Here is a 26,141-nt window from a genome sequence, read left to right on the forward strand (position 1 = left end):
CTGTCTGGCTAGAACACCCGCATCGCAATCTCGGCGGGATCGTTCAACAGAGACTCGATCTCGTCGTCCAGCCGGACCAGCGTGATCGATGCACCCGCCATATCGAGCGATGTGCAGTACTCGCCCACGTAGCTGCGGCCAACCGTGATGCCCTTGGCGGCCAACTGCTTGTGCGCCTGCCCGTAGAGCAGGTAGAGCTCGCTGATGGGGGTGCCTCCGAGGCCGTTCACCATCAGGGCCACGCGGTCCCCGTCCTTGAACGGCAGGTCGCTGACCACCGGCTCCAGGAGTTCATCAACAATGTCATTGGCTGGCATCATCTTGGCCCGACGCCGGCCTGGCTCACCGTGGATGCCCACACCCACCTCGATCTCATCTTCGCCCAGCTCAAAGAGGGGACTTCCCTTGGCTGGCGGTGTGCAGGCGGTCAGGGCGACACCCATCGTGCGCGTCACGGAGTTCACCTTCTCACCGATCCGGATCACCTCGTCCAGCTCCGCGCCGCGCTCGGCTGCGGCAGCAACCGCCTTGATTACGAAGAAGTTACCGGCGACACCGCGCCGGCCGATCGTGTAGGTCGAGTCCTGCACCGAAACGTCGTCGTCAATGAACAGGGTCTTCACGTTCACGCCCTCGGCGGCGGCCATCTCCTGGGCCATGTCGAAGACCATCTTGTCGCCGGTGTAGTTGTTTACCAGCAGCAGGACGCCTTTGGGTGAGGCCAGCAGCTTGGTTGTTTCGAAGACATAGTCGAACGGGGGTGCGGCGAAAACGTCACCCGGGCAGGCGGCGTCGAGCATCCCCTTACCCACAGCCATCACGTGGGCTGGCTCGTGACCTGAACCAGATCCCTGAACGATCGAGACCTTGTTTTCGTTGGGGCTGTCGGCCCGCATGATGAGGTTGTATTCCGGCACGTACTTCAGCGTGTCGGGGTTGGCCAGGGCCAGGCCTTCGAGCATTTCCGGAACAAACTGCTTGGGATCATTGACGAACTTTTTCATGAGGGCTCCACATCGTTGTGTTGAATTGAAGGTCAAAGAAGGGGCTAGCGTGCCGCCCATTCGGCGGTCAGTCGTTCGATCATGATGGCTACTGCCACCGCGCCAGCGTCGGGAGAACCGATGCTTCTTTTTCCGCTGTAGCTGGCCCGTCCCCGCCTGGCCTCCAGGGAGCTGGTGGCATCGGCTGCGGCCCGGGCTGTGTCGCAGAAGACTTTGAGGCAGGCGGCGGCGTCGGTTCCCTTGCCGAGCTCGCGTTCCAGCTCGTCCGTCGCCGGGACGATAGCATCGAGGAGGGTCTTGTCCCCGAGCTCGGCATTCCCGCGCGCCTTGATGCCATCGGTTGCACCGCGCAGCATGGCGACGACTGTCGCGCCGTCCATGATTCCTGACGCTTTCGCGGCGGCTGAGGCTCGAAGGAAGGCCGTCCCCCAGAGGGGGCCGGAAGTTCCACCAATCCGGCTGGAGATGGCCAGCGCAATTTGCTGCAGAAAGGTGGCAGGGTCGTCGCGCTTGAAGGTATCCCAGTCGGCCAGGACCTTCTCGAAGCCGCGGGCCAACGAGTATCCCAGGTCTCCGTCGCCGACGACGGCGTCAAGGTCACCGAATTCCTGTTCCTTGTCCACAGCCGTCTGCGCGATGGAGCGGACCACAAATTCGACGTTCTCAAGGTCGGTGGATGTCATGATGCCTCCGGATGGGTTGTGGCGGACGGTGAATCCAGTAGCTGTTGGACGGTGGCGAGGGAGACGACGTCGGCCACCTCAACGCCGAGCGGGTTGGCCAGCACCTCCGCCTGCTCGCCGGGGTCTCCCAGTGAGCTGACCACGAGGGACGCCCCGGTGAAATCTTCGGAGCGCGTGAAACTGCTGACGGTGACAACAGTGCGCAGGCCCGCGGCTACTGCCGCGCGGAGTCCGTTTGAGCTGTCCTCGACCACCACGACATTGTCGGTGCTGAGGCCGAGGTCCTCGAGCGCAAGCAGGTAGATGTCTGGCGCCGGTTTCTTGCGCGGCACCACGTCTCCGGCGAAGACGGCGAAATCAGCCGCGAGTTCCTTCCCGACGGCGTGCGTCAGGACCGCGCGGACTGCGGGTTCAGCGGAGGTGGACGCGACGGCGAGGCCCCAGCCGGCGTCGTGCGCCTCCTGCACCAGCCGGGCAATTCCATGCCGCGCAGGCATGACACCGCCAGCCACCAAATCTGTGTAGATGGCGGTTTTACGTTTGTGCCAGGCGAGAATCGCCGCATCTTTGGCGTCGTCGTCGTGCAGTCCCAGCTGACTGCTGACCTCGTCGGTGAGAATGCTGCGCATCCGTTCCTTGCCGCCGCCAATTTTCACCTTCTCTGCGTAGTCCTCAACGCTCCACTGAACGGGCACGGAAAATTCCTCGAAGGTGCGATTGAAGGCCGGGAGGTGCCCAAATTGCTCGGTGTCAGCGAGCACACCGTCGCAGTCAAAGATCAGGGTAGGCATGATCAGCTACCTGCCCTTTCCTGCGCTGCCGAACTGATCGGCCAACTCCTTGACCATGTCGATGATGTCTCCGCGGGTGTGCTTGAACAGCGACGGCGGATCCCACTTGTTGTTCTGCTCGGCCTGCTTCAGGAAGGTCAGAGTGGACTGCATGAACGTTTCCTTCAACGCCGTGGAGATGTTCACCTTGGCACAGCCGCGGGAAATCAGGTCCTGGAACTGTTCAGGGCTGAGCCCGCTACCGCCGTGCAGGGCGATGGGGAGGGACCGTGCTTCGACGATCTCGGTGACCCGGTTGGCGTCCAGGACGGGCGCCGCCTTGTACGTGCCGTGGGCGTTGCCGATGGACGGTGCGAAAACATCGATCCCAGTGGCGTCGATAAAGTTCAGGGCCGTCTCAAGACTCTGCTGTTTTGATACTTCATCGGAGCCGTGGTCGTCCTCGACGCCGGTGATCGCCTCAATCTCACCTTCCACCTGGGCGCCGTAGCTGCGAGCCTCGCGGACCACCTCGATGGTTTGGCGTTGGTTTTCTTCAACCGGAAGCGCTGAAGCGTCGAAGAGCACTGAGTTCCAACCGGCTTTCAGGCACTCGGTCACCACTTCGCGATCTGGGCAGTGGTCGAGGTGAAGGGTCACCGGTACCTCGATGCCGCGGGTCAGCGATTCCCACATCTCAAAAAGAACCCGGGAGCCGATGCTGCGCACTGTCTTCACCGACGTCTGCAGGATTACCGGCGAGTTGCATTCCACCGCACCGGCGAGCACCGCCTCCATGGTCAGATCATTGAACACGTTGATTGCAGGCACACCATAACGAGCCGAAAATGCCGGATCGACAATGTCCTTCAAGGGCACAACACCCACGTCAAACCTCCTTGGTAGCTGGGTTACACGGTAGGCGAGAACCCCAGGCACGGGTATGAGGGAACACCCTCCCCCTCGTGGGGGTAATCACTACTTGGCAAGCCGCGCGATGCCAGCAACGCTGTCCTGAGCACAATGCTGTGCTGATCGACGTTGAGGAAGAGGAAGCTCATGGAAACTGGAACCGTGCTTGAAACTGTCAGCCTGGATGAGGCCCGCCGCGTGATCGACGCCGCCGCTTCGAAGGCAACCGAGATTGGACAGCCGATGGATATCGCAGTGGTTGACGCCGGCGGCAACCTGAAATCGCACGTCCGGATGGACGGAGCGAATATCGGCAGCATCACCATCGCGATCAATAAGGCGTACACCGCCATCGCCTTCCAGTGCGAAACCGGCGACCTGCAGGGGATGACCCGACCGGACGGCCCGATCTACGGCCTGAACGACGCGCATGGTGGCCGCCTCGTGGTGTTCCCCGGGGGCATTCCGCTGGTGCGGGATGGGAGCATTGTCGGTGCTATCGGCGTGTCTACGGGATCCATCGAACAGGATCAGCAGGTGGCTGAGGCGGGCGTGGCGGCGTTCTCTAGCGTGGCGGTGTCCTGACCCCCACCGGGCACAGTTCAAGCAGACAGCACCCGGGCCATCAGCGCCGGATCGACGGAGCCGCCCGAGACGACCGCCGCGACCGTTGCACTGCGCGGCGCCAGGTCGTGCATCCAGGCTGCGGTCGCGACGGCGCCCGACGGTTCCGCGACGAGGCGGCCCTCCACGGCGATGTGCCGCACCGCGGCGAGGATCTGTTCTTCGGAGACGGTGACGACGTCGTCGACGTAACGCCGGATGTGTTCCCATGGGTGGACGCCGACGGCGGGAGTTCGGAGCCCGTCCGCCACCGTGCGGTACGTGAGCTTGGTGTCCCAGGTGATTCTGCGCTGCTCGCGCAGGCTTTCGGCGGCGTCAGCGGCGAGTTCGGGTTCGATACCGATCACCTGAACCTCAGGGCGTAGTGACTTGATGGCGGTCGCGATCCCGGAGATCAGTCCGCCACCCGAGATGGGGACGAGGACGACGTCGACGTCGGGCAGTTGTTCGATGAGCTCCAGTCCAACGGTGCCTTGACCGGCGATGATGCGCGGATCGTCGTAGGGCGGCACCGGAACGTAGCCGTGCTCGGCAGCGAGTTCCAGGGTCCGGCTGTCCCGTTCAGCTGCCGGCACCAGTACCACCTCGGCGCCCAGGGCGCGAACGGCTGCCACCTTGGTGGGTGGGGCGGCGTCGGGCATTACGATGACCGCGTGCAGGTCGAGCCGTTTGGCCAGCCAGGCCACGGCACGGGCGTGGTTGCCGGAGGATTGGGCGATGATGCCGCGCTCCCGGGACTCGTCGAGCACCTGGGCGATGGTGTTGTAGGCGCCACGGAGCTTGAAGGCGCCGGTCGGTTGAAGGGACTCGGCTTTGAGCTGAAGGATGTCGGACGATCGATCCGGGTGGGGCAGCGCGATGATCGGCGTGCGCAGGACCAGGTCCTGAATCCGTTCGGCGGCGGCCCTGATGTCGTCGAGCGTCACCAGGTCAGTGGCTGTGCTGGCTGCCGCGTTAATTGTGGCCGAGTGGTGAGCGGTGGCGTTGGCTTTGTCCATAGCTGGATCCTACGCGGTTGCGCTCTTCCGCTCCTGTCACCTATTGGTTAGTGAACCGGTTGCTTCTGGTTTTGTCTGTAGCGGAAGTTATGCTGAGCAGGCCGTCCACACCGAGTGGGCGGTGTCACACCAACAGGGGGATACATGAGCAAGCGCACAGCAGGTCTCGCCATCGCGGCAGCAGTAGGTTTCACAGCTCTTTCAGCAACACCGGCCATGGCAGTAGCTCTGCCCTTCGACAACTGCGGCGAAGCTGCGGCTTTCGGCGTCTTCAACATCCCCATCGGTACGCCCGGCTACCAGCCTGGCCTCGATAGGGACAAAGATGGCGTCGGATGCGACGCGGCTGGGACCCCCGCGTATGACGCATCGATCGTCGCAGGAATCGTTGCCGAGAACACTCCGCCTGTAGTGGTGGTGCCTCCCGTCGAGCAACCGGCAGTTGCGGTTCCTCCCGTAGTGGAACCGGCTCAGGTGAGCCAGATGCCTGTCGGCGGTGCCGACACCGGCGTTGCTCAGCAGTCCGGCGCGGATCTGGGTGCGGTCGCACTCGGCGGCGGCCTGGTGCTTACCGCGGCTCTCGGCGGGGCGTACCTGGTTCGCCGCGCTCCAGTTCGGGCCTAGGGTTCGTCGCCAGGTTACGGCTGCTTCTCCAGCAAGTTCACGGTCGGTGTAGGCGTTTCGGCGCTTACACCGACCGCGTCAGTTAAGTACCTGGCAGCTACTCGCAGCCAACTCCGTCGCCGTCGCCATCGAGGTGACTTCCGTAGCCCGGCTGGCCCAGCAGTACCGGGGCAGCGCCCGCGGCTCGCGCGGCCGTGCAGTTAGCGAAGGGCGCTGCCGGGGCAGGCGCGGGTGCCGGGACGGGAGCCGGAACTGGCGCGGGTGCTGGTGCAGGCGCGGGCGGCTCAGGAACTGGCGCGGGTGCTGGAGCTGGCGCGGGCGCCTGCGTGGGTGCCGGTTCCGGGACCGGCTCGGGCGAGGTCTGGCTGGTCGGCGCCAACGTGTCCGAGCAGTTACCGAGAACACGGGCCATAGCCTCGCGCTCGGCCTGGGTGACCCACAGGCTATAGGTCGCTTTGACCGAGATCTGACGGGCAACATACTCGCAGCGGAACGACTGGTTAGGCGGCAGCCAGGTGGCGGCGTCGCCCGCTCCCTTTTGAGAGTTGATAGGTCCGTCGGTGGCCTGGAGATTCAAGGGGTCATTGGCGAAGGCGAGGCGCTGGTCTGCGCTAAGCTGCTGGGCGCCCTTCTGCCAGGCATCCGACAGGGCCACCACGTGGTCAATCTGGACGTCGCTGCTGGTGGATTGCCCCCTCAAAAAGTCGATGGTGGTACCGGTGTAGGGGTCATCGAGGATTCCCGACTGCACCTTGCAGGGCACCGAATTGGCATGAATGATCGACGTAAGGTCACGGTTGAGCATGTCGTTGCGGGTGTCACAGCCGTTGCGGTCGATGTCGGCCCAGGCCTGGCCGAACAGGTCCCTGTCGTACCCCGTTTTCGGTGCCCGGCCTTTGACGGGAAGGGTGTCCAGCAGGTCGAGTGCCCGGATGCCATATTCAGGCTGGTCGCTGGGCGCGCTCGGGTCGCCCTCTACGGTGGCTATTTCCGCGCTATCGAGTGGTGCCACGTCCGGGCTAGGGGTGGGCGACGGTGTGGCGGTCGGCGTCTTGCTCGGGGTGACCGACGGCATCGGAGTGGGTGTAGGCGTGGGCGTCTCGACCTCGGCCGGAGCAAACGTACTTTCCTCGGCGACGGCAGCGGGTGCCGTGGTGTCACTGGGCGGCGCCAGGAGTCCCCCGACAACGAGAGTCACCAGTGCGGCCGCCATGGTGATGGCACCCATCTTCCGGCCCGCGATGCCGGCCCACGATGCCCGGTTGGTGACAACCACATACAAACCGGTGATAAACGCGACCAGTCCCGCCATGATGACGGCGCCGCTCACCCCACTGCTGATGAGGCCAAGGACGATCAGGAAAAGAAAAGCTCCAGCGGCCAGAGCCGTGGGTATTCTTGTTTTCGGTTTGTCCGTCGACGGTAGTGGGCTCGCGGCAGGCGGCAGCGGTGGATTGTTCAAAGTAGTTCCCCCAGGTAAGTGATTGTCTGGGTAGCCTACCTGTTACCACGGCGGGCGCTTGCGGTGACAGCATCCGACCGGTGATGATTACGTAGCGCATCAGCGCGAATGTTCACCGTTGTTGGGGCTCCGGTGGGCAACCAGCGTCTGGGTCCCCCGCCGCAGGAAGAAACATCAGTGCTGCATTTCCCGTCATCAAACACCGCCGCTCACCGGCCAGCGCCGGCCGATGTCGCTCAACTGGATCATTTACTGGATGACTCCGTGTGGGCCTTCAGCAACTGCAGGGTGGATGCGCCGGGGAACCCGGTCGCTGAAGTTGACTGGCTGTTTTACAACACGAGGCGCGGCGACTTCACCGTCTCTGAGTGGAAAGGCTTCCATTCGCCGGTTGCTGCGGTCAAGGACACCGGCGTGAAATGGATCCTGGCGGATGGTTCGGAAGCAGCCAACCCGATCGAGCAGGTAGCCCGGCAACATGAAGCCGTGCGCGCTGTGCTCAGGAGTTCGGTGCGGCCACAATTCTTTCCGACCGTTGCCGCCCGGGATCTGGCGCTCCAGCAATGCGTGTACGCTCCCCAGATCGGGCCAAAGACCACGCGCGAGCGTCTCCGGTTCGGGCGGGTGCACGGCTCACTGGCTGACCTTGCGCAATCCCTGCGGGAGAACCGGACTATCCCTGTTCCCCTGCTCGCAGCCGACCCGCCGGCTCTCCTCGAGCTCGCAGAAGCCCTGGCAGCCCTGTTCCGTTGCACAATCTCCAGAGCCGCGCGCCGAAAACTAACCATCCCTTCCGTCAATCCGGTAGAGGACAGCGCCCAGCGCATTGTCGACATCCATCTACAGCTCTCAAACCTCCACAGCGAACTGGCCCGGCTGATGATGAAGCAGCCAACTGCAGTGACTCCGACCGCACCAAAACAGCCCGCCAAAACATCCAAAATCACCGAAGTCGAGGTCATGAGAACCCACCTCGACAAGCACCTCAAAAGCGCCGGCAATGACCCGCATTCCGTGGTCCGCGGTCTTAGCCGGGCCTGGAACGCCGCCTTGCGGGATCCGAACATGCATCGTGGCGGTGCCGTGAACCAGACCGTATTTGGAACGGCTGCAGCGGAACGGGTCAAGCACCTCGGGCCCCTCAAAGAACTGCTCGGTACCAGCGTTCCCGCTTGGTGTCTTCAGGAGGCCCTCTCCGCGGGCCTGAACGCCGCAGTTGACCCCAGGCGTTCCTCCCACCTTTTGGTGTCCAGGACCTGATTCGTTCAGGCGAAAACCTCGGCCGAACGGGTCAGCTCCTTGACGGATTCGGCCGCGTCCGGTTCAATCTGATGACACCCTAGTGACACGAGTCACTAAACCATCTGACCCCTCAACGGAGAGAATCCCCTACTCATGTCTCCTACACCCCCCACCGATCATCGGTCCGCTCCTCCCCTCGCCACCGGTCGCCGCAAGGCCGCCCTCCCCGCCCTCGTAGCGGCGGGCCTGACCGCTGCCCTCCTCGTGGCGCCCAGCACCATCGCGGTTGCCGCACCCGCCCCCGCGGCGGAAACCAACGCCAAGCACCAGCCAGTCGTACCTGATCTTGGCCCCAACGTGACAGTATTCTCGCCCACCATGCCCGTCGAGGACATCCAGGCGACGGTCGACGCCGTCAACGCCCGGCAGATCGACGACGAAATGGGCACCAACCGTCAATCGCTGCTGTTCCTGCCCGGTACCTACGGCACGGACGAGAAGCCGCTGCAGTTCAAGGTGGGCTACTACACGGAGGTCGCCGGTCTCGGTGAGTCGCCCAGCGACGTAACGATCAACGGCAAAATCGAGGTCTATAACCGTTGCCTCGAAAACAATGGCACGAGCAACTGCATTGCCCTCAACAACTTCTGGCGCACCCTGTCCAACCTGACACTCCAGGTCAACGGAGCGGGCCAGGACGGGTGCCGGCAGTCCGCGAATTTCTGGGCTGTCTCCCAGGCCGTCTCCCTGCGCCGTGTCAACGTCACCGGCGGAACCCTGTCCCTGATGGATTACTGCACCGCGGGACCCCAGTTTGCCAGCGGCGGGTACATGGCTGATTCGAAGGCCGGCACGATCATCAACGGGTCCCAGCAGCAGTGGTTCACCCGTAACAGCACAATAGGCTCCTGGTCCAACGGTGTATGGAATGCCGTATTCGCCGGCGTCGACGGCGCCCCCGCGGACACCACCTTCCCCACACCCCCGTACACCACTCTCGAGGAAACCCCCGTCAGCCGCGAGAAGCCTTACCTTTTCGTCGACGATAGCGGGTCTTACAACGTGCGGGTGCCTTCAGCGCAAGTGAATTCGAGAGGAATTTCCTGGGAGGACGGCGTCACCGAGGGCAGGACCATCAAGCTGTCGGACTTCTTCATCGCCGACCCGTCGGACTCGGTCCAGACCATCAACAGCCAGCTCGCGCGCGGCAAACACCTCCTGCTGACCCCCGGGGTGTACGGCATCGACAACACTATTGCGATCAAACGGGCCAACACGGTGGTCCTGGGTATGGGCCACGCGACCCTCACAGCTGTGGGCGGCGCAACCCCGATGCGCGTAGCCGACGTGTCCGGCGTCGTCCTGGCAGGTGTGACGATCGACGGCGGTGAGGTCAACTCGCCGCTGCTGCTCCAGATCGGCACGAAGAACGGAAATAACAGCGCCACGAAAAACGACCCACTCAATCCAACCACGCTCAGTGATGTGTATTTCCGGATCGGCGGACCGAACGTCGGGAAGGCGGACGTCAGCCTGGAGGTCAACAGCGACAACGTTCTGATCGACCACATCTGGGCCTGGCGGGCGGATCACGGCAACGCGGGTACGTTCGGCTGGGATATCAGCACAGGGCGCAACGGTGTGATCATCAATGGTGACAACGTGACCGCAACCGGACTCTTCGTGGAGCATTACCAGGAGTACAACGTCATCTGGAATGGTGAAAACGGCCGCACGGTCTTCTTCCAGAACGAGCTCCCGTACGATCCTCCCAACCAGGAGGCCTGGCAGCACGACGGCGTCCTTGGCTGGGCCGGGTACAAGGTGGCCGACGACGTCAGGAACCACACCCTCTGGGGCGGCGGCTCCTACATCTTCACCAACGTGGATCCCAGCATCCACGCCACCCGGGGCTTCGAGGTGCCGGACACCGCCGGGGTGCAACTGAACCACATTCTCACCGTGAACCTTGGGGCGGGCACCATCGACCACGTCGTCAATGACACTGGGGCTCCGGTCAGTAACGACAACACGGGTATCCCCAGCTACGTGGTGCAGTACCAGTAGGCCCAGCCAATCAGGCTGAGCCGAATCAGGTTGAGCCGCGAACCACCAGCACCATACCGTCTCCCGGAGGGGCGGCCCACTCGGTTCCACCGGGTGGGTCGCCCAGACCTGCGAGTACCAGCCCGGCCAGGTAGCGAGCCTGCAGGTCGATAGATTGGGAGATGGTGGTGAGCGGCGGCTCGGCGAGTCGGGCAGCTGGCGCGTCATCCACACCGACGACTGCCACTTCCCTGGGGCACTCGAGTCCAAGCATCCGTAGCCCGGCCAGGACGGCGAGCGCGACGTCGTCGTTGTACGCGGCGACGCCGGTCACCGGGTCCGAACCCTGCCGCCAGGCCCGCAGGGCGACGGCGGCCGAGGCTGCCTCAAGGTCAACCGGCAGCACCACCGGCTCGGGTAGCTCGTGGTCAGCGCATTCACGGCGCACGCCCTCCAGCCGGTCCGCGGCGAAATGCTCCACCCGGGCGTCGGTCGGCCAGGCGTAGGCGATCCGGTGCCGCCCGGTGGCGATGAGTTGCTGCGCCTGCAGCCGGCCGATCCTGATCTGACTCCGGGAGGGTTGATCGGAGACTGCTGCGACGGCGTCGCCGGCGGCTCCCAACACCTGGATGCCGGCCTGGCGCATGGCCAGGAGATCGGCCTCGTCGAAGGGCGCCAGACCGATCACCGCGCGCGGTGTGACCACGCGCCAGAGATCCTGCAGAGGACGCCGCCCCCGGGCATGGTGCACCAGCACCGAAAGCCCCCGCTTGGCAACTTCGTCGGCGAGGTGGTCAAGGAGGGTCTCGATCACGGGGCCGATAGGCCAGTCGGGGAGAATGCAGAGCACGAGGTCGGTGCGACCGGTCTTCAGCGCCCGTGCAGCCGCCGACGGCGCGTAGCCCAGCCGTTTCCCGGCATCGTGCACCCGCTGCCGGGTCTCCTCGGAAATACTGACGCCCTCGCGCCCGGTCAGGACATAGCTCACGGTGGTGCGTGAAACCCCGCTCTCACGAGCCACGTCGGCGCTGGTTATCCCCGCCATTTCCCTCCCCTTCGGACCTCGATCCCTGTCTACCGCCATCCTAGTGTCTCTCTTCTTCGCCAGCCCGCGGGAATCCTGCCGCGCAGCCTCTGGCCCTGAAGCCAGAACCGGAGTAGACATGGCTCATGAGCAAAGCACGGGGGGCCGCAGCACTGCTGGCGGAGGCGCTGGGAATTGTCCTGGGAACCGAGAAAATTCCGCTCCGACTGCGGGCTTGGGACGGCTCCGAAGCGGGCCCGGCGTCCGCCCCGGTGATCGAATTCCGCTCCAGGCGGGCCCTGCGCCGCATGCTCTGGTCCCCCGGGATGCTGGGCCTGAGCCGCGCCTATGTGGCCGGTGACATCGATGCCCCCGGCGACCTCTACGAAAGCTTCACCGCCCTCAGCGCCGTCGGAAAGTTCGCCGACCTTGAACCCTTCAGCGCCCCGACCCTCCGCGAGCGTGCAAAATTGCTCACCACGGCCGTCCGCCTGGGCGCGATCGGATTCAATCCTGCTCCCCCGCCGGAGGAAATCACCATCGACCGGGTGGGCCGGAAACACTCCAGGAAGCGTGACGCCGCAGCCATCTCCCACCACTACGACGTCGGCAACGACTTTTACGCGCTCGTCCTCGGCCCGTCCATGGTGTATTCCTGCGCAGTCTGGGACTCCCCCGACACAGGCCTCGACGCGGCGCAGGAAGCGAAACTCGATCTGGTCTGCCGGAAACTCGGGCTGCAGCAAGGGATGCGGGTGCTCGATGTGGGGTGCGGCTGGGGCAGCTTCGCCCTCCACGCGGCGGAACGCTACGGGGCCGACGTCGTCGGTGTCACCTTGTCCACCGAGCAGGCGGAACGCGCCCGCAAACGGGTGGCTGACGCCGGTCTCAGCGAGCAGGTGCAGATCCGCGTCCAGGACTACCGCGACGTCGACGACGGCCCATACGACGCGATCAGCTCCATCGGGATGTCGGAGCACGTGGGCCGGGCCCAGATCGGCGCGTATGCGAGCCACCTGTTCGGCCTGCTGCACCCCGGCGGCCGCCTCCTGAATCACGCTATTTCGTGGAACGCCGGGGACACCATGCGGCCGGACCCGGATTCGTTCATCCCGAAGTACGTGTTTCCCGACGGCGAGATGCTCAGTCTCACGGTGATGCTGGGCGCCCTGGAGTCAGCAAAGTTCGAGGTGCTCGACGTCGAAGCGCTGCGCCGACACTACGCGCTCACTCTCCGGGCCTGGGTCCAGAACCTTGAGGATCAGTGGGAAGAAGCGGTGGGCCTGACCAGCGAGGGTCGGGCCCGGGTGTGGCGCCTGTATATGGCGACCAGTGCGCTGGGGTTCGAGAACGGGCTGACGGGTGTGAACCAGGTGCTGGTGCAGCGCCCCGGCGGGACCGAGCCTCCGCTGCGGCGGACCATCTGACCGCTCACACGGTTTTGGGGGCATCGTGCCCTAGCATTGATTACCAAAGGCACCCCAGGGCTAGGTGGACTCAGGGCGGATGGATTTCTACGGGATCAATTCTCTTCGCGAAAACAATGCAGGTTGGTCACTGCTCCGCGCCCAAAACGCGCCGCTGGCGATTGCCTTCTTCATCACGGCCTTCACGGGGCCGAATCAGCGTAATCTCGGCCGTCAGCAGCTGATCGACACCCTGGATGACGTGCTCTTTAGCCTCAGGGACTCCTTCGGGGAGGACAGCTACCCCCGTTCCGCTGGCGAGTACCTCGATGACTGGGCGGCGCCCGAGCGGGCCTGGCTAAGGAAGTACTACGTCACAGGGCAGGACGAACCCCGCTACGACCTGACGCCGGCAGCCGAAAGCGCGATCCGGTGGGTGGAGAGTCTGCAAAGTCGTGACTTTGTCGCCACGCAGTCCCGCCTCACCAGCATCTTCGCCGTCCTCAAGCAGTTGGTCCAGCGCTCCGAAACCGACCCGGCCGAGCGGCTTGCCGAGCTGCAACGGCAGCAGGACGACATCGACGCCGAAATGCAGCGGATCAGAGACGGTCATATCGCGGTGATGAGTGCCCCCGAGGCGCTGGATCACTTCCAGCAGCTGACCACGCTCGCACGGGACTTGCTCGCAGACTTCCGCGAAGTCGAACAGAACTTCCGCAAACTCGACCGCCAGGTGCGCGAACAGATTGCCACGTGGGACGGCACCCAGGGCGAGCTGCTCGCTTCCATCTTCGCCAATCAACAGGACATCAGCAGCTCCCTGCAAGGGCGGACCTTCCAGGGCTTCTGGGACTATCTCATGTCGCCCCGGCTCCGCACGGAACTCAGGGATTTACTGGAACGCGCCACCCAGATCGACGCCCTCGCAGCGCTGGACAACATTCATGCCGTCGCCAATCTGCACCAGGACTGGCTCCCCGCGGTCGAGCAGACCCAAATGACTGTCCGCCAGCTTTCCCAGCAGATGCGCCGGCTGCTGGATGACAAGGTATTCCTCGAAAACAAGCGCATCATGCAGCTCATTCGCAGTATCGAATCCGGCGCCCTGGAAACCCGCGGGCGTCCAGCATCAGGCACCTTCATGCACCTTCCCGCCCCGGCAGTCGAGGTGGCACTCCCCTTCGAGCGCCCACTGTATGAGCCCAGCCGGCGGGTACTGGTCGACGACGCCATCGTGACCGCCGACGACGCCGATCTGGACGCGGCCGCCCTGTTCAGCCAGTTCCATGTGGATTCGGCGCGACTCGTGTCGCAGATCGACGCCGTCCTGGCGGAAACCGATCAAGCCAGCCTGGCAGACATCACCGGCAGTTACCCGCTCTCGCAGGGACTCGCCGAAATTGTTGCCTACTATCAACTGGCCACTGAATCCGAGTGGGCCACCATCAACCCTGAATCCACTGATCAGCTGTCCTGGGCCCTCCCCGATGGAAGCATCCGGGAAGCCACCATTGACCAGATCATTTTCGTGAGGCCCACATGACTCTTCAACCGGACACCACCACGCCGCAGGAACTGCCGGGTGTGATCACTCGCCTGTTCAAAGGGGTTGTGTACGCGGAATCTGATGAGAAGGCCTGGCAGGCGTTGCTTGAACTCACCTCGCAGGTGCGAGATTACGTAGCCGTCCTCGGCCTGGATCTCATCCTCGACGAGCCCGAAGGGTACGCCTTCCTTCGTTCCCGGGAAGACCCGGACAGCACCCTCCCACGGCTGATTCCCCGCCGCCAGCTCACCTTCAATGTCAGTTTGCTGCTGGCCCTCCTGCGTGGCCGAATGCTCGAATTCGACACCAACAGCAGCGAGGTCCGTCTGATCATGTCCGAACAGGATATTGCGGACCTGGTGTCGGTCTTCCTGGCCGAGTCGAGCAATGAAGCCCGGGTGCTCGACCGGCTCGGCACAGACATCAAGAAGGTCATCGAGCTGGGTTTCCTCCGCAAAATGCGCGGGCAGCCCGGCACCTATGAGGTGGCACGGATCCTCAAGGCGTTTGTTGACGCTCAGTGGCTGGAGGAATTCGACGCGCGCCTGGCCGACTACCGGGCATCGCTGGGTGGTCCGGGCACCAGGGACAGCGAAAATACGACCGCCGGGGAGGGCGGAGCAGATGACAACTAACCTTCAGGACAGCCTGTTCAGCCTTGACGAACCGCTGGACGACGGCGCCATGCCGCCGGGGTTCCGGCTGCGGCGGCTGGAGTTACTGAACTGGGGAACCTTTCATCAGGGTGTGAGGACGTTCCGGCTCGATGGCGCCAACAGTTTGTTGACCGGCGATATCGGCTCCGGCAAGTCCACAGTGGTGGATGCGATCACCACCCTGTTGCTCCCTGCGAACCGGATTGACTACAACAAGGCGGCCGGTGCGCAGAAGAAGGAACGCACCCTGATGTCCTATGTGCGGGGCTTCCACAAGAGCACCCGCAGTGCCGGCGGAGAGTACTCCAAGCCTGTTGCGCTGCGCACCACCGGCACGCTGACCGTGGTCCTGGGGGTCTTCCACAACGAACAGCTGGGCAAGTCAGTGAGCCTCGCAATCACGCTATGGGCCACCCAAGAAGCAGGACAACCGAACCGCTTCTACTCCCTGTCAGAGCAAGCCCAAACCATCGCGGAGGACTTCGCCAATTTTGGGCAGGAACCCGCAAAACTGAAGAAACAGCTGCGGGCCGCTGGCGCCGTCGTGCACGACTCGTTCGATCCTTACGCCGCCGCCTTCAAACGGCAGTTTGGTATCAGCGGCAACCAGGCCATGGAGTTGTTCCACCGGACGGTGTCCATGAAGCAGGTGGAAAACATCACCTCGTTTGTGCGCACCAACATGTTGGAAGAGGACGACGCTGCCGCCCGGATCGGCACCCTGATCCACCACTTTGACGACCTCAAGAAGGCGCACGACGCCGTCGTCCGCGCCAAGGATCAGATCACCCTCCTCGAACCGATCCGGGACGGATCCACACTCCATGCCGCGCTGAGCCGCGAGGACGCGTTGTCACGGGCGCAGCGTGACCAGCTGCATCCCTGGTTCACGGATCGGAAGCTCCAACTCAGCATTGAACATCAGGAAGAGCTGCGCAGCACCGGGCTTCGATTGAACGAAGACGCCGCCACAACCGCAGCGGAAATCGCTGATGCCAGGCATCAGCTGACAGCGATACAGGACGACATTCGTTCAAACGGCGGCGGCCGATTGGCAGCCATCGACGCCGACGTCTCACGCCTGGGCTCGGAGCTGGCCCGCCAGCGGTCCCGCTTTGACGGCTACTGCGTGGCCGCAGCCGACCTGGGATTGCAGGCCCCGGAGGACCGCGTTCTTTTTGATCGTAACCGCGGCCGGCTTGCCGAGGTGGAGGCGGAGCTGCGCTCTCGATCCGCCGAGCTGCAGGAGTCAGTGACCGGGCTGACCATCACGCGCACCGAACTCGACGGACGTCTCCGCGCGATCGACGCCGAACTCGCCAGCCTCCAGGCCCGCGTCGACTTGCTGCCCGGCTACCAGGTGGAGCTGCGGCATCGTCTCTGCGAGGGAACGGGAATCCCTGAGTCGGCACTGCCGTATGCGGGCGAGCTGCTGCGTGTGCGCGACGGCGAGGGCGGATGGGAAGGCGCCGCGGAACGTACGCTGCGGGGTTTTGCGCTATCGCTACTGGTACCGGAAGAACACTATGCGGCCGTCAGCAGTTGGGTGGATGGAAACAACCTGAAGGGTCGTCTGGTCTACCGCCGGGTCGGGGACCGATACTCACCGCGACCGGCCGAACCGGGGACGCTGGCCTCGAAAATCTCGGTAAAACAGGCGACACCGTTCAGGGACTTTCTCCTGGATGAGCTCAGTGGCCGGTTCGACTATTTCTGCTGCGAGTCAATCGAGGACTTCCGCCGGCGCCCCCGTGCCCTGACGATGAGCGGCCAGCTCAAGGGTGGTGGCGGGCGGCACGAGAAGGACGACCGGAAGGACATTGCGGACCGTCGCAACTTCGTCCTCGGCTGGGACAATCATGACAAGATCGCCCGGATCCGAGCGGAGCGGGACGAGGTGGCGGGTGAGCGCGCCGCGGCTGATGCAAGACTGACCAAAGTGTCCCAGTTGTTGGGTGCGCTCGGTCGGAAGCATCAGTATTTGGGCACCCTCAGTTCCATCGCTGACTTTGGCGAAATCGGGTGGCAGGAGACCGCTCACAGGATTGAGGAACTGAAGGAGGAACGTTCACGCCTTGAATCCGCGAGCGACGTCCTCCAACAGCTAGCGACGCGCGAATCCGAACTCAAGAACCAGGTGAGACGGCTCGAAGAGAGGGTGAGCAGGATTCAGCAGCGCCTGGGGGCGAATGAGAATGCTGCACGGGATATCGCTGAGGCGGTCGAGGACTGTCGCGCGGTACTGGCGGACACCCCACTGACTGACGACGGCGCCGTGCTGGCCGCCGTCGGGATGCTGGCCGCCGAGTCGCTGGGGAACGCAGCCCTCACCTACAAGAACACAGCCAACGTGGAGTCAGCGGTACGGAACAAACTGACGGCAGTTATCGACGCGCTAACCAAACGGATCGCTACCGCCGCGGAGTCGACCGTGCGGAGGATGGCCGATTTCCGCAACAAATACCCCAACGAGACCACCGAGTTCGACGCCGCCCTTGAGTCCGCGGGCGATTTCAACCGGATGCTGGACGAATTGGTGAGCAATGACTTGCCCCGGTTCCAAACGCACTTCAAGGAGTCGTTGAACCAAAACACGATTCACGAGGTGGTGGCGTTCAACGCGTTCCTCGACAGCCGCCGGCAGGACATCGTTCACCGGATCAGCGAGATCAATATGTCGCTGGCCGGGATCCCCTACAATTCTGGGCGGCACATCCAGCTGGAGCATCAGCCCACCACGGATCTCGACGTGCGGCAGTTTGGCATTGATCTGCGAGCGTGTTCGGAGGGAAGCCTGAGTGATCAGGATCAGTACTCCGAGCAGAAGTTTCTGCAGGTGGAACGCCTCATTGAGAGGTTCCGGGGACGCGATGGGTACACCGCGCTCGACGAGAAGTGGACGTGGAAGGTGACCGATGTACGCAACTGGTTCACGTTTTCCGCCTCGGAAAAGTGGACTGAAACCGGTGAGGAGTACGAGCATTTCACCGACTCGGGCGGAAAATCCGGCGGCCAGAAGGAAAAGCTGGCATATACCATTCTTGCTGCGGCCCTGGCTTTTCAGTTCGGGCTCGGGTCCGCGGGCAAGACCAGCGGGAAATCCGCCGGTCGTAGTTTCCGATTTGTGGTGATCGATGAGGCGTTTGGCCGCGGGTCGGATGAGTCGGCTCGTTACGGTTTGGAACTTTTCCAACGCATGAAGCTGCAGTTGCTGATTGTTACACCCTTGCAAAAGATCCACGTCATCGAACCCTTTGTCTCCCATGTGGGTTTTGTGGCGAACACCAACGGCGATGATTCCCAGCTCCGCAACATGACCATCCAGGAGTACCGGGACGAGCGCACGTCACGTGCCGGCTGACTCCCGGTGGACTTCCCTTGCCGAACTGCGTGCGCAGTCGGTCAAGGCGTGGGGCCGGGGCACTCTGCTGCGGGAACTCTTGGGCCCCTCAGGCGCCTATCCGCGCCGTCGTTCCCTGAAAAAGCCAACCGCCACGGAGTTACGCGACAGCTACGGGGCGGCACGCACCTGGGCCGGGGAGTTGTTCGGAGCCGTCGGTGATTTCTCTTTGGAGACGGCCGAGATTGGCCGAACGACCATCGGAACAAACAGCGTGCCAGCCGCTGCGGTGTTTGCCCGGGTGGAGGACGAGATTGCGTTTGCCGGCAAAACAAGGGACTCCCTTCGCGCCTTGGCCGTCGCCGGGCAGCTCGCGGCGATTGACCCCGCCCTGCGCGCGTGGGCGGCGAGACGTCCACTGGAGCTGCTGCGGTTGGGTGACTCGGCGTTACTTGCTGCAAAGGCCGCTGTTTGGCTTTCGAAAAATCCGAATCCCGGGATTTTTGTCCGCCAAATGAGCCTGCCGGGGGTTCACACGAAGTTCGTCGAGAGCCACCGGCAGACGGTGGATGAAATGGTCGTCGCCTTGCAAGGTCAGGAGCGGATGGTAGATTTCACTCCAACCGCGATGTCGGCGACCGACGATGATGCGCTGACGGTGCCTGATCAACTGGCCTCTGATGAGTTGCTCGGGGCCGTTTTACCGCGTACGCCCGCGGCGCGATTCGCCCGCCGCCATGGATTTACCCATCCGCCGGAACTGGTTCGCTTCCGGCTGCTCGATGGGCTCGATGGACTCGATGGACTCGATGGACTCAGTATTGATGACCAGCGCACAGGCCTCGGGCTGTTGGGTGCCGCCAGCGACATCACAGTGACGTCTGAGGTTTTCAGGACGCTGGCTTTGCCGGTCAGGACGGTCATCGTGACGGAGAATCTGGTGAACTTCCTGTCGCTCCCGGATCGGCCCGGCACCATGGCACTCTTCGGCGCGGGCTACGGCGTTTCGGCTGTGCGGGACGCCCGCTGGCTACAGGATCGCGAGGTCCTCTACTGGGGGGATCTTGATACCCATGGTTTCCGCATCCTGGACCTGCTGCGCGCAGTGCACCCTCATGTCTCCAGCGTCCTCATGGATGAGGCAACCCTATTGGCGCATCGATCTGAATGGGTGAGCGAATCTTCCCAGGCACGCTTTGAACCGAGGCGGTTGACCCCTCCCGAGTCAGACCTGTACTGCGCTCTGCGTGACAACACCTATGGCCCTGGTGTGCGTCTGGAACAGGAGGTGATCCGGTGGGACTGGGTGATGGATCGGCTGCCCTAGGTTGACGCCTGGAGTGCCTACCGCGCGGGCGAGGAACGAATAGGTGCTGGACAGCGAACGCTACCCCTCACGGCGTAGCCCATCGCCGTAAACACTTTCGACCAGGTCCACCAGCCCCTCCACACCCCTCGATGCCTGGATCGAAGCACCGATCCGTTGGCTGGCTTCCCGGTACGAGGTGTCGGAGAGGACGGTGCGGACAGCTGCGGCGACGGCCGCGGGCTTGGCGCGATTCGTGCGCAGGTTGATCCCGGTCCCGGACCAGGCAATGCGGGCCGACGCCTCGGTCTTTTCCTCCGTTTCGCCTGCAACCACCAACGGCACGCCGTGGCGCAACGCAAAATGCACCCCGCCGTATCCGCCGTTGGTAACCAGCACGTTGGTTTTCGGCAGCAGTTCGTCGTAGGGAAGGTAGGAGGAGACTCGAACGTTGGCGGGCAGCGGACCGTCGAGCGAGCCCACCGGGCGTCCGCCGGTGCTGACGACGACGAGGGCGTCGTCGTGCGCAAGGCCATCAATGGTCGGGCGGACCAGGTCGTTGAAATCCTTGTTGGCAACGGTGCCCTGGGTGACATGGACCCCCGGACGGCCGGCGTCGAGGTCGTCCCACCATTCGGGGAGCTCCGCCGTGCCCATAGCCCCCACGGGCCTGCCACTCTGGGACACCGGACCCACGAAATGCACGCTGGCCGGCAGGTCAGAGCGCGGGTACTCGAACTCGGGAACGGTGAACTGGACGAGATGGTCGGCGGCGCGGGGCCAGTCCATGAAGAAGGTCGGGTACTTGGCTCCGGTAGTCTCGCGGGCGACGTCGTCGGCATACTTCTGGACCGGGCCGAAGACCACCTTCTCGCTGACGGTCTGCAAAACGCGGTTCCGGAGCCTTCCCACCGGCCCCGGCATCGGCCGGATGCCCAACCCAAACGGTGCAGTGTCCCTGCTGGCCAGGCTGAGCGGAACTATGCCGCAGGTGATGACGGCGGGGCGGTCTGGCTGGTGCCCTGCCAACAGCAGGGACGCCCCCATAAACAGCGGTTCGGCCAGGACCACGTCCGTCGGGCGGTCGGCGATCACTCGCTGGACCGCCTCATATTGCGCGCGTCCGGGGCGCATGAAAATCTCCTGGAGGTCGTACCTGATCCCTTTGGGGCCTTTGAGACCGGCGCGGCCAGGGAAGGATTGGTCGAGGGTGTTCTCATCGAAGTCGGCCTCCGGCGGCAATCCGATGAACGTGGCGCCGGTTCCGGTCACCCGGTCCCCGAAGTGTCGACCGGTCAGGAACCGAACATCGTTTCCGCGGTCAACAAGGCCCGCTGCGACCCCGAGCATCGGTGTGACGTGGCTGATTAAAGGACTGGAACAGACAACTACTGATGCCATGATGTCTTCCGGGAACTGGGTAAGTGCGACCAGTGTCCCACCCAAGCCGTTACTGCACCATCGGATCTTCGCACTATTTTCAGTGCTACCGGCTGATCCGCGGGGAAACCGGTGATCGGATTGCGCTAGTAAGGTGAACCAGGTCACCACAACCCGCGAAAGGCAGCAATGACGCTTGCGACAGTTCTGAAGAACGGCCACGTGTTCGACGGCGAACACTTCCTCCCCGGCCAAACCGACGTCGTCTTCCGCAACGGGATGATCGAGGCAGTGGGCCGCGACGCCGGCCTTGCCGAGGCGTATGCGGCTGCGACGGTGGTGGATTGTGCTGGGAGCACGGTTCTCCCAGGGCTGATCGACCTGCACGTTCACGTGATGACCTCCACTCCCGGCTCCATCCAGGCGATGGTGGAGCCCTACTCACTGCAGTTCTACGAATCCGTACGGAACCTTGAGGCAACCCTGCGCGCCGGTGTCACCACAGTGCGTGACGCCGGCGGCGCTGACCTGGGCGCGAAAGTGGCGGTCGAGACCGGACTCGTCAAAGGTCCACGGCTCCGGATCGCCGTCAGCATCATGTCCCAGACCGGTGGGCACGGCGATCTGTGGCACCCCTCAGGGCTCGACTCCCCCGACTTCGGCCCTCACCCCGGCCGTCCCAGCGGGATCGCCGACGGCGTCGACGAGGTTCGGAAGGTCACCCGCACGCTGCTGCGGGCCGGCGCGGACCAGATCAAGATCTGCTCCACCGGCGGCGTCCTCTCGCCGACCACCGATCCCCGGCATTCCCAGTTCACCCCTGCGGAGATCGCCGTCGTCGTCGAGGAGGCCGACATGCAGGGCAAATACGTCATGGCCCACGCGCAAGGGACCGCCGGGATTATCAACGCGTTGCGGGCGGGAGTGCGGACCATCGAGCACGGCATTTACCTCACCGACGAGGCAATCCAGCTGTTCCTGGACACCAAGTCTTATCTGGTGCCGACCCTCTCAGCTCCACTGGCGGTAATCCGCAAGGGCGAATCCGGAACCAGCGGCCTGTCGCAACAGGTCATCGATAAGGCTCAGCGGGTAGCGGAAGACCACCGCCAGTCAGTCGCTCGCGCCATCGACGCGGGCGTTAAGGTCGGCATGGGGACCGATGCCGGGGTCGGCGCACACGGCGACAATCTGGACGAACTCGCGCTGATGGCCGATGCCGGCATGACCCTCGAGCAGGTCCTGGCGGCTTCCACCTCGGTGCCGGGTGAACTCATCACGCCGGTCGGGTCGGTGGGCCGGTTGGCAGAGAAGCATCTGGCCGACGTCGTCGTACTTACTGGTCTGCTGGATTCGGCGGAGCAGTTGGCTGGTTTGCGATCCATGATCGGGCAGGTCTACCAGGGCGGTGTGCTGCAGTTTCCCACGGCGTAGGTGTTATCTGCCTGCTAGGCGCTGCCAACCTATCCTATTCGGTTCGAATATTTGTTCGAGAGATTTATCCACATAGGCCTATAAATCTCTGGAATGTCGGAGCGGTTTGGGACAATTGAGGTATGGACGGCAGCACGGCTCCAGCGGTGGTTCGGAAGGGATTCCCCCTCCCGGGGACGGCTCATCGCGGAGCATTTATTGCTGGGTCTAGCACTGTTCCGGGGTCCGGCGCTGTCGCGGGGTCCGGCGCTGCCCAGGATGCCGGGACCCAGGCGTTACTCGAGGCCCTTAGAGCGCTGAAGCTGGCTACGACGTCCGCCGGATTGATTGATCAGCTTCGCGGACTGGAGGACGTGAAGTCCGCTATCGCTGGGATGCAAGCCCGGATTGCTGTGGCTGTTGATCTGGTCGAACGCGCTGCCCAGACCGACGCCGGGATACCCGTGTCGGAACAGGGCAAGGCGGAGCAGGGCAAGGCGGAGCAGGGCAAGGCGGAGCAGGGCAAGAGTATTGGCGCGCAGGTCGCTTTGGCCCGGCGGGAGTCCCCGTCCCTCGGCAGCCGGCTGCTCGGATTAGCCCGGGCCCTGGTCACGGAAATGCCGCACACATTGGCCGCCCTACACAACGGGCAGTTGAATGAGTGGCGGGCGACCCTGCTGGTGAAGGAGACCGCGTGTCTGTCCAGCGCCGACCGGACCGCCGTCGATGAGGAACTCCACCCTGAGACGGGGACGTTCACCGGGTGTGGGGACAAGACGATCATCGCGGCCGCCCGGGCTGCGGCGTACCGCCGGGATCCACGTTCGGTGGTGAACCGGGCAGCCCACGCCGCCAATGAGCGGTACGTGAGTCTCCGGCCGGCACCAGACACCATGGCATACCTGACCGCCCTGTTACCAGTGAAGAACGCCGTCGCCGCCTACGCGGCGTTGACCCGGCACGCCGATACGACCCGGGCGGGCGGAGACTCCCGGTCTAAAGGTCAGCTGATGGCGGACACCCTGGTCGAACGGATCACCGGTGTCGCCGGAGGGATAACCCGGGTTGAGGTGCAGGTCATCATGACCGACCGTGCCCTGTTCCAGGGCGATAGTGAACCAGCCAGGATCCCCGGGTACGGCATCGTCCCGTCCTCCTGGGCCAGGGACCTCCTCCACCCTGATCCCACCCAGCCCAATTACGACGTGTGGGTACGGCGCCTCTACACCGCCCCCGCAACCGGGGACCTCGTGGCGATGGATTCCAGAGCCCGGTTCTTCACGCGGGCGCAACGCCGATTCATTAGCGCCCGGGATGACACCTGCCGCACCCCGTATTGTGATGCACCGATCCGGCACTACGACCACATCGTCCCGTGGAATCGGGGCGGGCGTACCTCGATCGCCAACGGGGCGGGGCTCTGCGAATTATGCAACCACACCAAAGAAACCCCCGGCTGGACAGCCCAACCACGCCCCGGACCAGGACCGGGGTCCCGACATACCTTCCGGATGACCACCCCCACCGGCCACACCTACCACTCCACCGCACCACCCTTCCCCGGAACGGAGCCGCGAGCGCGCATCCCGCGTAGTTGAGACGGATGGTCCCGCTCCGCCGCCCACGACCTGGAATCAGACTCCACCTAGGAATTGCATACCCGGCAGTCCGGCGGCCTTGGCGTCAAAGGTCGCGGTGTGGCTGCAACCCCTTAACTCCCCGTTGAATGCAATCAGTACATCGGCAAAATCGTGGCCTTCGCTTGCGCTGCGGGCGGCTCGGCGGACGATATCTGCATGCTCGACGACCACATCTTCCGACGCTGCGAGGTCCAATATCACGCGTGCGATGTCCCTCTGGTCTAACTTATACGCACGCTTGAGTACCCAGAAGGTCTCGACGAGGACCACCATACTGACGTACCCGGGTTGCCTTGCGGTGAATGATCGAATCAGCGCCGACGCAGCAGCCGATTGCGCTGGATCATCCCGGACCAGATAACGAACCAGAACATTAGTGTCCAAACCAATCATGTCGCCCGACGTGGTCGCTGATCGCCGTTCATCTCCGATGCTTCGGCCGCTATGGACCGGTCCATTTCGTCCAAAGAGACCGGATCCCGACCCGCCTCATGAAAGATCCCTTCAAGCGACCGCACGGATGATTCGACGGGTTCAATCATGAGTTTCCCTTCCGCAGTCAGGACGAAATCAACCCTGCTGCCTGGCTCAAGGGCTAACTTTTGCCGAACCTCGAGCGGAATCGTAACTTGTCCCTTGCTGGTGACTTTTGCCAAAACCATGAACCAATCTTACTTCCACAGGTGCTCCTTACTGAAGAGTAGGGAGTGGTCATACCGTCGTGGGTGTTGCCCCAACGCGGGACCGCGCCACCAGCGACCCCGCCACAACCACCAGCACCAGCACGCTTGCGGCCCAAGCCAGCCCGGCATAGCCAATCAACACCAGAGCAACGCCGGACGCCGCTCCCCCGACCGCGCCGGCAAGGTTCATGATGAGGTCCGTCCTGCCCTGAATCTTCGGACGAGCCGCACCGGTCACCAGATCCGCCACCAGGGCCGATCCCGCGACAGTCGACGCGCTCCAGCCCAGCCCGAGGAACACCAGGCCTACGGTCACCATGACCGGATCGTCCTCGCCCAACGCGACGATCGGTAGCGCCACCGCGAACAGGCCCTGCCCAATCAGGATGGTGGTCACCCGCCCTACCTTGTCACTGAGCCATCCGAATACCGGCGACAGCGCGAACATTCCGGCAATATGCAAACTGATGGTCAAACCAATAATGGTCAGCGTGACACCGTGGTTAATGAGGTGCACCGGCGTCATAGACATCACCGACACCATCACCGCGTGGCTGAGGGCGATGGAGCCAATGGCGAACACCAACGGTCCCCGTCCGTGGATGGCGCCAGGAACTGCCTCATTCTCGTTCTGGGTGGCGTCGGATTTGCTCAACAGATACGGGTCGGGCCGCAACGCCGCCAGGTAGACCGCTGCAGCAGCCAACTGGGCGAACACGGCGATCAGAAATGACCCAGTAAGCGGCGGCATCCGCAGCGTTGAGGCAATCACCTCGCCCGGCCCAATCAGATTGGGACCCAGCACCGCACCAATCGTGGTGAACCAGACCACCAGCGAGAGGTCCCGCCCCCGGCGCTGCGGACTTGCCAGGTCGGTGGCAGCGAATCTTGCCTGAAGATTCACCGCGGTGCCCACACCAAGGAAAGCGAACGCAAGCAACAGCAAAGGGAACGATCCCAGCATCGCGGCAACGATAGCCACCACCGACCCCGTCGCGGCAATGAGCGCACCGGTGGTCAGGGCCCGACGTCGGCCCAGCCGTTGAGCGAGCCTGGCCAGCGGAATGGCACTCGCCGCAGCGCCCAGGGTGCTCAACGTGGTCGCCGTACCGGACAGCGCGTCCGACCCGGAGATGGTGGCTGCCATCACCGCCCCAATCGAGACGGTGCACCCGATACCGATTCCACCCAGGATCTGCCCCACAATCAACACCCAGACGGTGCGCCGCTGGACGGCGACGACGTCGACCGCTGGATTGGTCGACGGGCGATTCTGATGCGCACTGCTGGTCATGGGAAGAGCGTAGCCGGGAACTACGGTTGCGCCGAGGAGCGAGTCAGGCGACTTCCGCGCCATCTGAGTCGGCACACCTAACTGTCCG

General features: G+C 63.8%; 22 protein-coding genes. 11 read left to right on the plus strand and 11 right to left on the minus strand.

The window, feature by feature from the left end; all coding sequences use genetic code 11:
* Positions 1 to 8 precede the first annotated feature (8 nt).
* From dhaK to ACX80A_RS06530, 4 genes are read right to left on the minus strand one after another with little or no spacing between them, the layout of a single operon-like run.
* On the minus strand, positions 9 to 1,004 hold the full coding sequence (dhaK, locus tag ACX80A_RS06515; RefSeq protein ID WP_459258878.1) for a dihydroxyacetone kinase subunit DhaK: 996 nt from the start codon (positions 1,002 to 1,004) through the stop codon (positions 9 to 11).
* Between the two features lie 44 nt (positions 1,005 to 1,048).
* Positions 1,049 to 1,687, minus strand: coding sequence for a dihydroxyacetone kinase subunit DhaL (dhaL, locus tag ACX80A_RS06520; protein WP_459258879.1), 639 nt, complete (start codon positions 1,685 to 1,687; stop codon positions 1,049 to 1,051).
* Positions 1,684 to 2,478 carry an HAD-IA family hydrolase gene (locus tag ACX80A_RS06525; protein ID WP_459258880.1) on the minus strand — a complete coding sequence of 265 codons (795 nt, stop codon included), beginning with the start codon at positions 2,476 to 2,478 and terminating at the stop codon, positions 1,684 to 1,686. The genes dhaL and ACX80A_RS06525 overlap by 4 nt, the downstream gene beginning before the upstream one ends.
* A 6-nt stretch (positions 2,479 to 2,484) precedes the next feature.
* A complete protein-coding gene (locus ACX80A_RS06530; protein WP_459258881.1) occupies positions 2,485 to 3,345 on the minus strand; it encodes a class II fructose-bisphosphate aldolase in 861 nt (286 codons plus the stop codon).
* Between the two features lie 171 nt (positions 3,346 to 3,516).
* Between ACX80A_RS06530 and ACX80A_RS06535 the strand changes: the two genes are divergently transcribed.
* Complete coding sequence (locus ACX80A_RS06535) at positions 3,517 to 3,954, plus strand: GlcG/HbpS family heme-binding protein (RefSeq protein ID WP_459258882.1); 438 nt, start codon at positions 3,517 to 3,519, stop codon at positions 3,952 to 3,954.
* Positions 3,955 to 3,971: 17 nt separating this feature from the next.
* Here the strand turns inward: ACX80A_RS06535 and ACX80A_RS06540 are convergent, their stop codons facing one another.
* The gene (locus ACX80A_RS06540; protein ID WP_459258883.1) at positions 3,972 to 4,991 is read right to left on the minus strand and encodes a threonine ammonia-lyase; all 1,020 of its coding nucleotides are present in this window, start codon (positions 4,989 to 4,991) and stop codon (positions 3,972 to 3,974) included.
* 144 nt (positions 4,992 to 5,135) lie between these two features.
* Here ACX80A_RS06540 and ACX80A_RS06545 point away from each other — a divergent pair, with 144 nt between their 5' ends.
* Positions 5,136 to 5,615, plus strand: coding sequence for an excalibur calcium-binding domain-containing protein (locus ACX80A_RS06545; protein ID WP_459258884.1), 480 nt, complete (start codon positions 5,136 to 5,138; stop codon positions 5,613 to 5,615).
* A gap of 97 nt (positions 5,616 to 5,712) precedes the next feature.
* On the opposite strand, the gene ACX80A_RS06550 is transcribed toward ACX80A_RS06545, so the two are convergent.
* The gene (locus ACX80A_RS06550; RefSeq protein WP_459258885.1) at positions 5,713 to 7,077 is read right to left on the minus strand and encodes a GmrSD restriction endonuclease domain-containing protein; all 1,365 of its coding nucleotides are present in this window, start codon (positions 7,075 to 7,077) and stop codon (positions 5,713 to 5,715) included.
* A 108-nt stretch (positions 7,078 to 7,185) separates the two neighbouring features.
* On the opposite strand from ACX80A_RS06550, the gene ACX80A_RS06555 reads away from it, so the two are divergent.
* The gene (locus ACX80A_RS06555; RefSeq protein WP_459258886.1) at positions 7,186 to 8,337 is read left to right on the plus strand and encodes a hypothetical protein; all 1,152 of its coding nucleotides are present in this window, start codon (positions 7,186 to 7,188) and stop codon (positions 8,335 to 8,337) included.
* Positions 8,338 to 8,472: 135 nt separating this feature from the next.
* Entirely contained in the window at positions 8,473 to 10,386 is a 1,914-nt protein-coding gene (locus tag ACX80A_RS06560) for an adenylyl cyclase (RefSeq protein WP_459258887.1), read from the plus strand.
* A gap of 25 nt (positions 10,387 to 10,411) precedes the next feature.
* Here the strand turns inward: ACX80A_RS06560 and ACX80A_RS06565 are convergent, their stop codons facing one another.
* Positions 10,412 to 11,410 (minus strand): LacI family DNA-binding transcriptional regulator, encoded by a 999-nt coding sequence (locus ACX80A_RS06565; protein WP_459258888.1) that lies wholly within the window; start codon positions 11,408 to 11,410, stop codon positions 10,412 to 10,414.
* A 125-nt stretch (positions 11,411 to 11,535) separates the two neighbouring features.
* On the opposite strand from ACX80A_RS06565, the gene ACX80A_RS06570 reads away from it, so the two are divergent.
* From ACX80A_RS06570 to ACX80A_RS06590, 5 genes are all read left to right on the plus strand, one after another.
* On the plus strand, positions 11,536 to 12,816 hold the full coding sequence (locus ACX80A_RS06570; protein WP_459258889.1) for a class I SAM-dependent methyltransferase: 1,281 nt from the start codon (positions 11,536 to 11,538) through the stop codon (positions 12,814 to 12,816).
* 79 nt (positions 12,817 to 12,895) lie between these two features.
* A complete protein-coding gene (locus ACX80A_RS06575) occupies positions 12,896 to 14,338 on the plus strand; it encodes a DUF3375 domain-containing protein (RefSeq protein ID WP_459258890.1) in 1,443 nt (480 codons plus the stop codon).
* Complete coding sequence (locus tag ACX80A_RS06580) at positions 14,335 to 14,976, plus strand: DUF4194 domain-containing protein (protein ID WP_459258891.1); 642 nt, start codon at positions 14,335 to 14,337, stop codon at positions 14,974 to 14,976. Before ACX80A_RS06575 ends, ACX80A_RS06580 begins: the two co-directional genes overlap by 4 nt.
* Entirely contained in the window at positions 14,966 to 18,358 is a 3,393-nt protein-coding gene (locus ACX80A_RS06585; protein ID WP_459258892.1) for an ATP-binding protein, read from the plus strand. The genes ACX80A_RS06580 and ACX80A_RS06585 overlap by 11 nt, the downstream gene beginning before the upstream one ends.
* Entirely contained in the window at positions 18,348 to 19,664 is a 1,317-nt protein-coding gene (locus ACX80A_RS06590) for a Wadjet anti-phage system protein JetD domain-containing protein (RefSeq protein WP_459258893.1), read from the plus strand. Before ACX80A_RS06585 ends, ACX80A_RS06590 begins: the two co-directional genes overlap by 11 nt.
* Positions 19,665 to 19,724: 60 nt before the next feature.
* On the opposite strand, the gene ACX80A_RS06595 is transcribed toward ACX80A_RS06590, so the two are convergent.
* Entirely contained in the window at positions 19,725 to 21,044 is a 1,320-nt protein-coding gene (locus tag ACX80A_RS06595; protein WP_459258894.1) for a glycosyltransferase, read from the minus strand.
* A 168-nt stretch (positions 21,045 to 21,212) separates the two neighbouring features.
* On the opposite strand from ACX80A_RS06595, the gene ACX80A_RS06600 reads away from it, so the two are divergent.
* Together ACX80A_RS06600 and ACX80A_RS06605 are read left to right on the plus strand one after the other, a co-directional pair.
* Entirely contained in the window at positions 21,213 to 22,457 is a 1,245-nt protein-coding gene (locus tag ACX80A_RS06600) for a metal-dependent hydrolase family protein (protein ID WP_459258895.1), read from the plus strand.
* A 122-nt stretch (positions 22,458 to 22,579) separates the two neighbouring features.
* The gene (locus ACX80A_RS06605) at positions 22,580 to 24,034 is read left to right on the plus strand and encodes an HNH endonuclease (RefSeq protein ID WP_459258896.1); all 1,455 of its coding nucleotides are present in this window, start codon (positions 22,580 to 22,582) and stop codon (positions 24,032 to 24,034) included.
* Between the two features lie 36 nt (positions 24,035 to 24,070).
* On the opposite strand, the gene ACX80A_RS06610 is transcribed toward ACX80A_RS06605, so the two are convergent.
* Genes ACX80A_RS06610 through ACX80A_RS06620 form a run of 3 tightly spaced genes read right to left on the minus strand, consistent with a single transcriptional unit; the run spans position 24,071 to position 26,053 of the window.
* Positions 24,071 to 24,469, minus strand: coding sequence for a PIN domain-containing protein (locus tag ACX80A_RS06610; RefSeq protein WP_459258897.1), 399 nt, complete (start codon positions 24,467 to 24,469; stop codon positions 24,071 to 24,073).
* The gene (locus tag ACX80A_RS06615) at positions 24,466 to 24,738 is read right to left on the minus strand and encodes an AbrB/MazE/SpoVT family DNA-binding domain-containing protein (protein WP_459258898.1); all 273 of its coding nucleotides are present in this window, start codon (positions 24,736 to 24,738) and stop codon (positions 24,466 to 24,468) included. Before ACX80A_RS06615 ends, ACX80A_RS06610 begins: the two co-directional genes overlap by 4 nt.
* 49 nt (positions 24,739 to 24,787) lie before the next feature.
* The gene (locus ACX80A_RS06620; protein ID WP_459258899.1) at positions 24,788 to 26,053 is read right to left on the minus strand and encodes an MFS transporter; all 1,266 of its coding nucleotides are present in this window, start codon (positions 26,051 to 26,053) and stop codon (positions 24,788 to 24,790) included.
* Between the last annotated feature and the right edge of the window lie 88 nt (positions 26,054 to 26,141).

This window comes from Arthrobacter sp. TMN-50 (genome assembly GCF_054511125.1).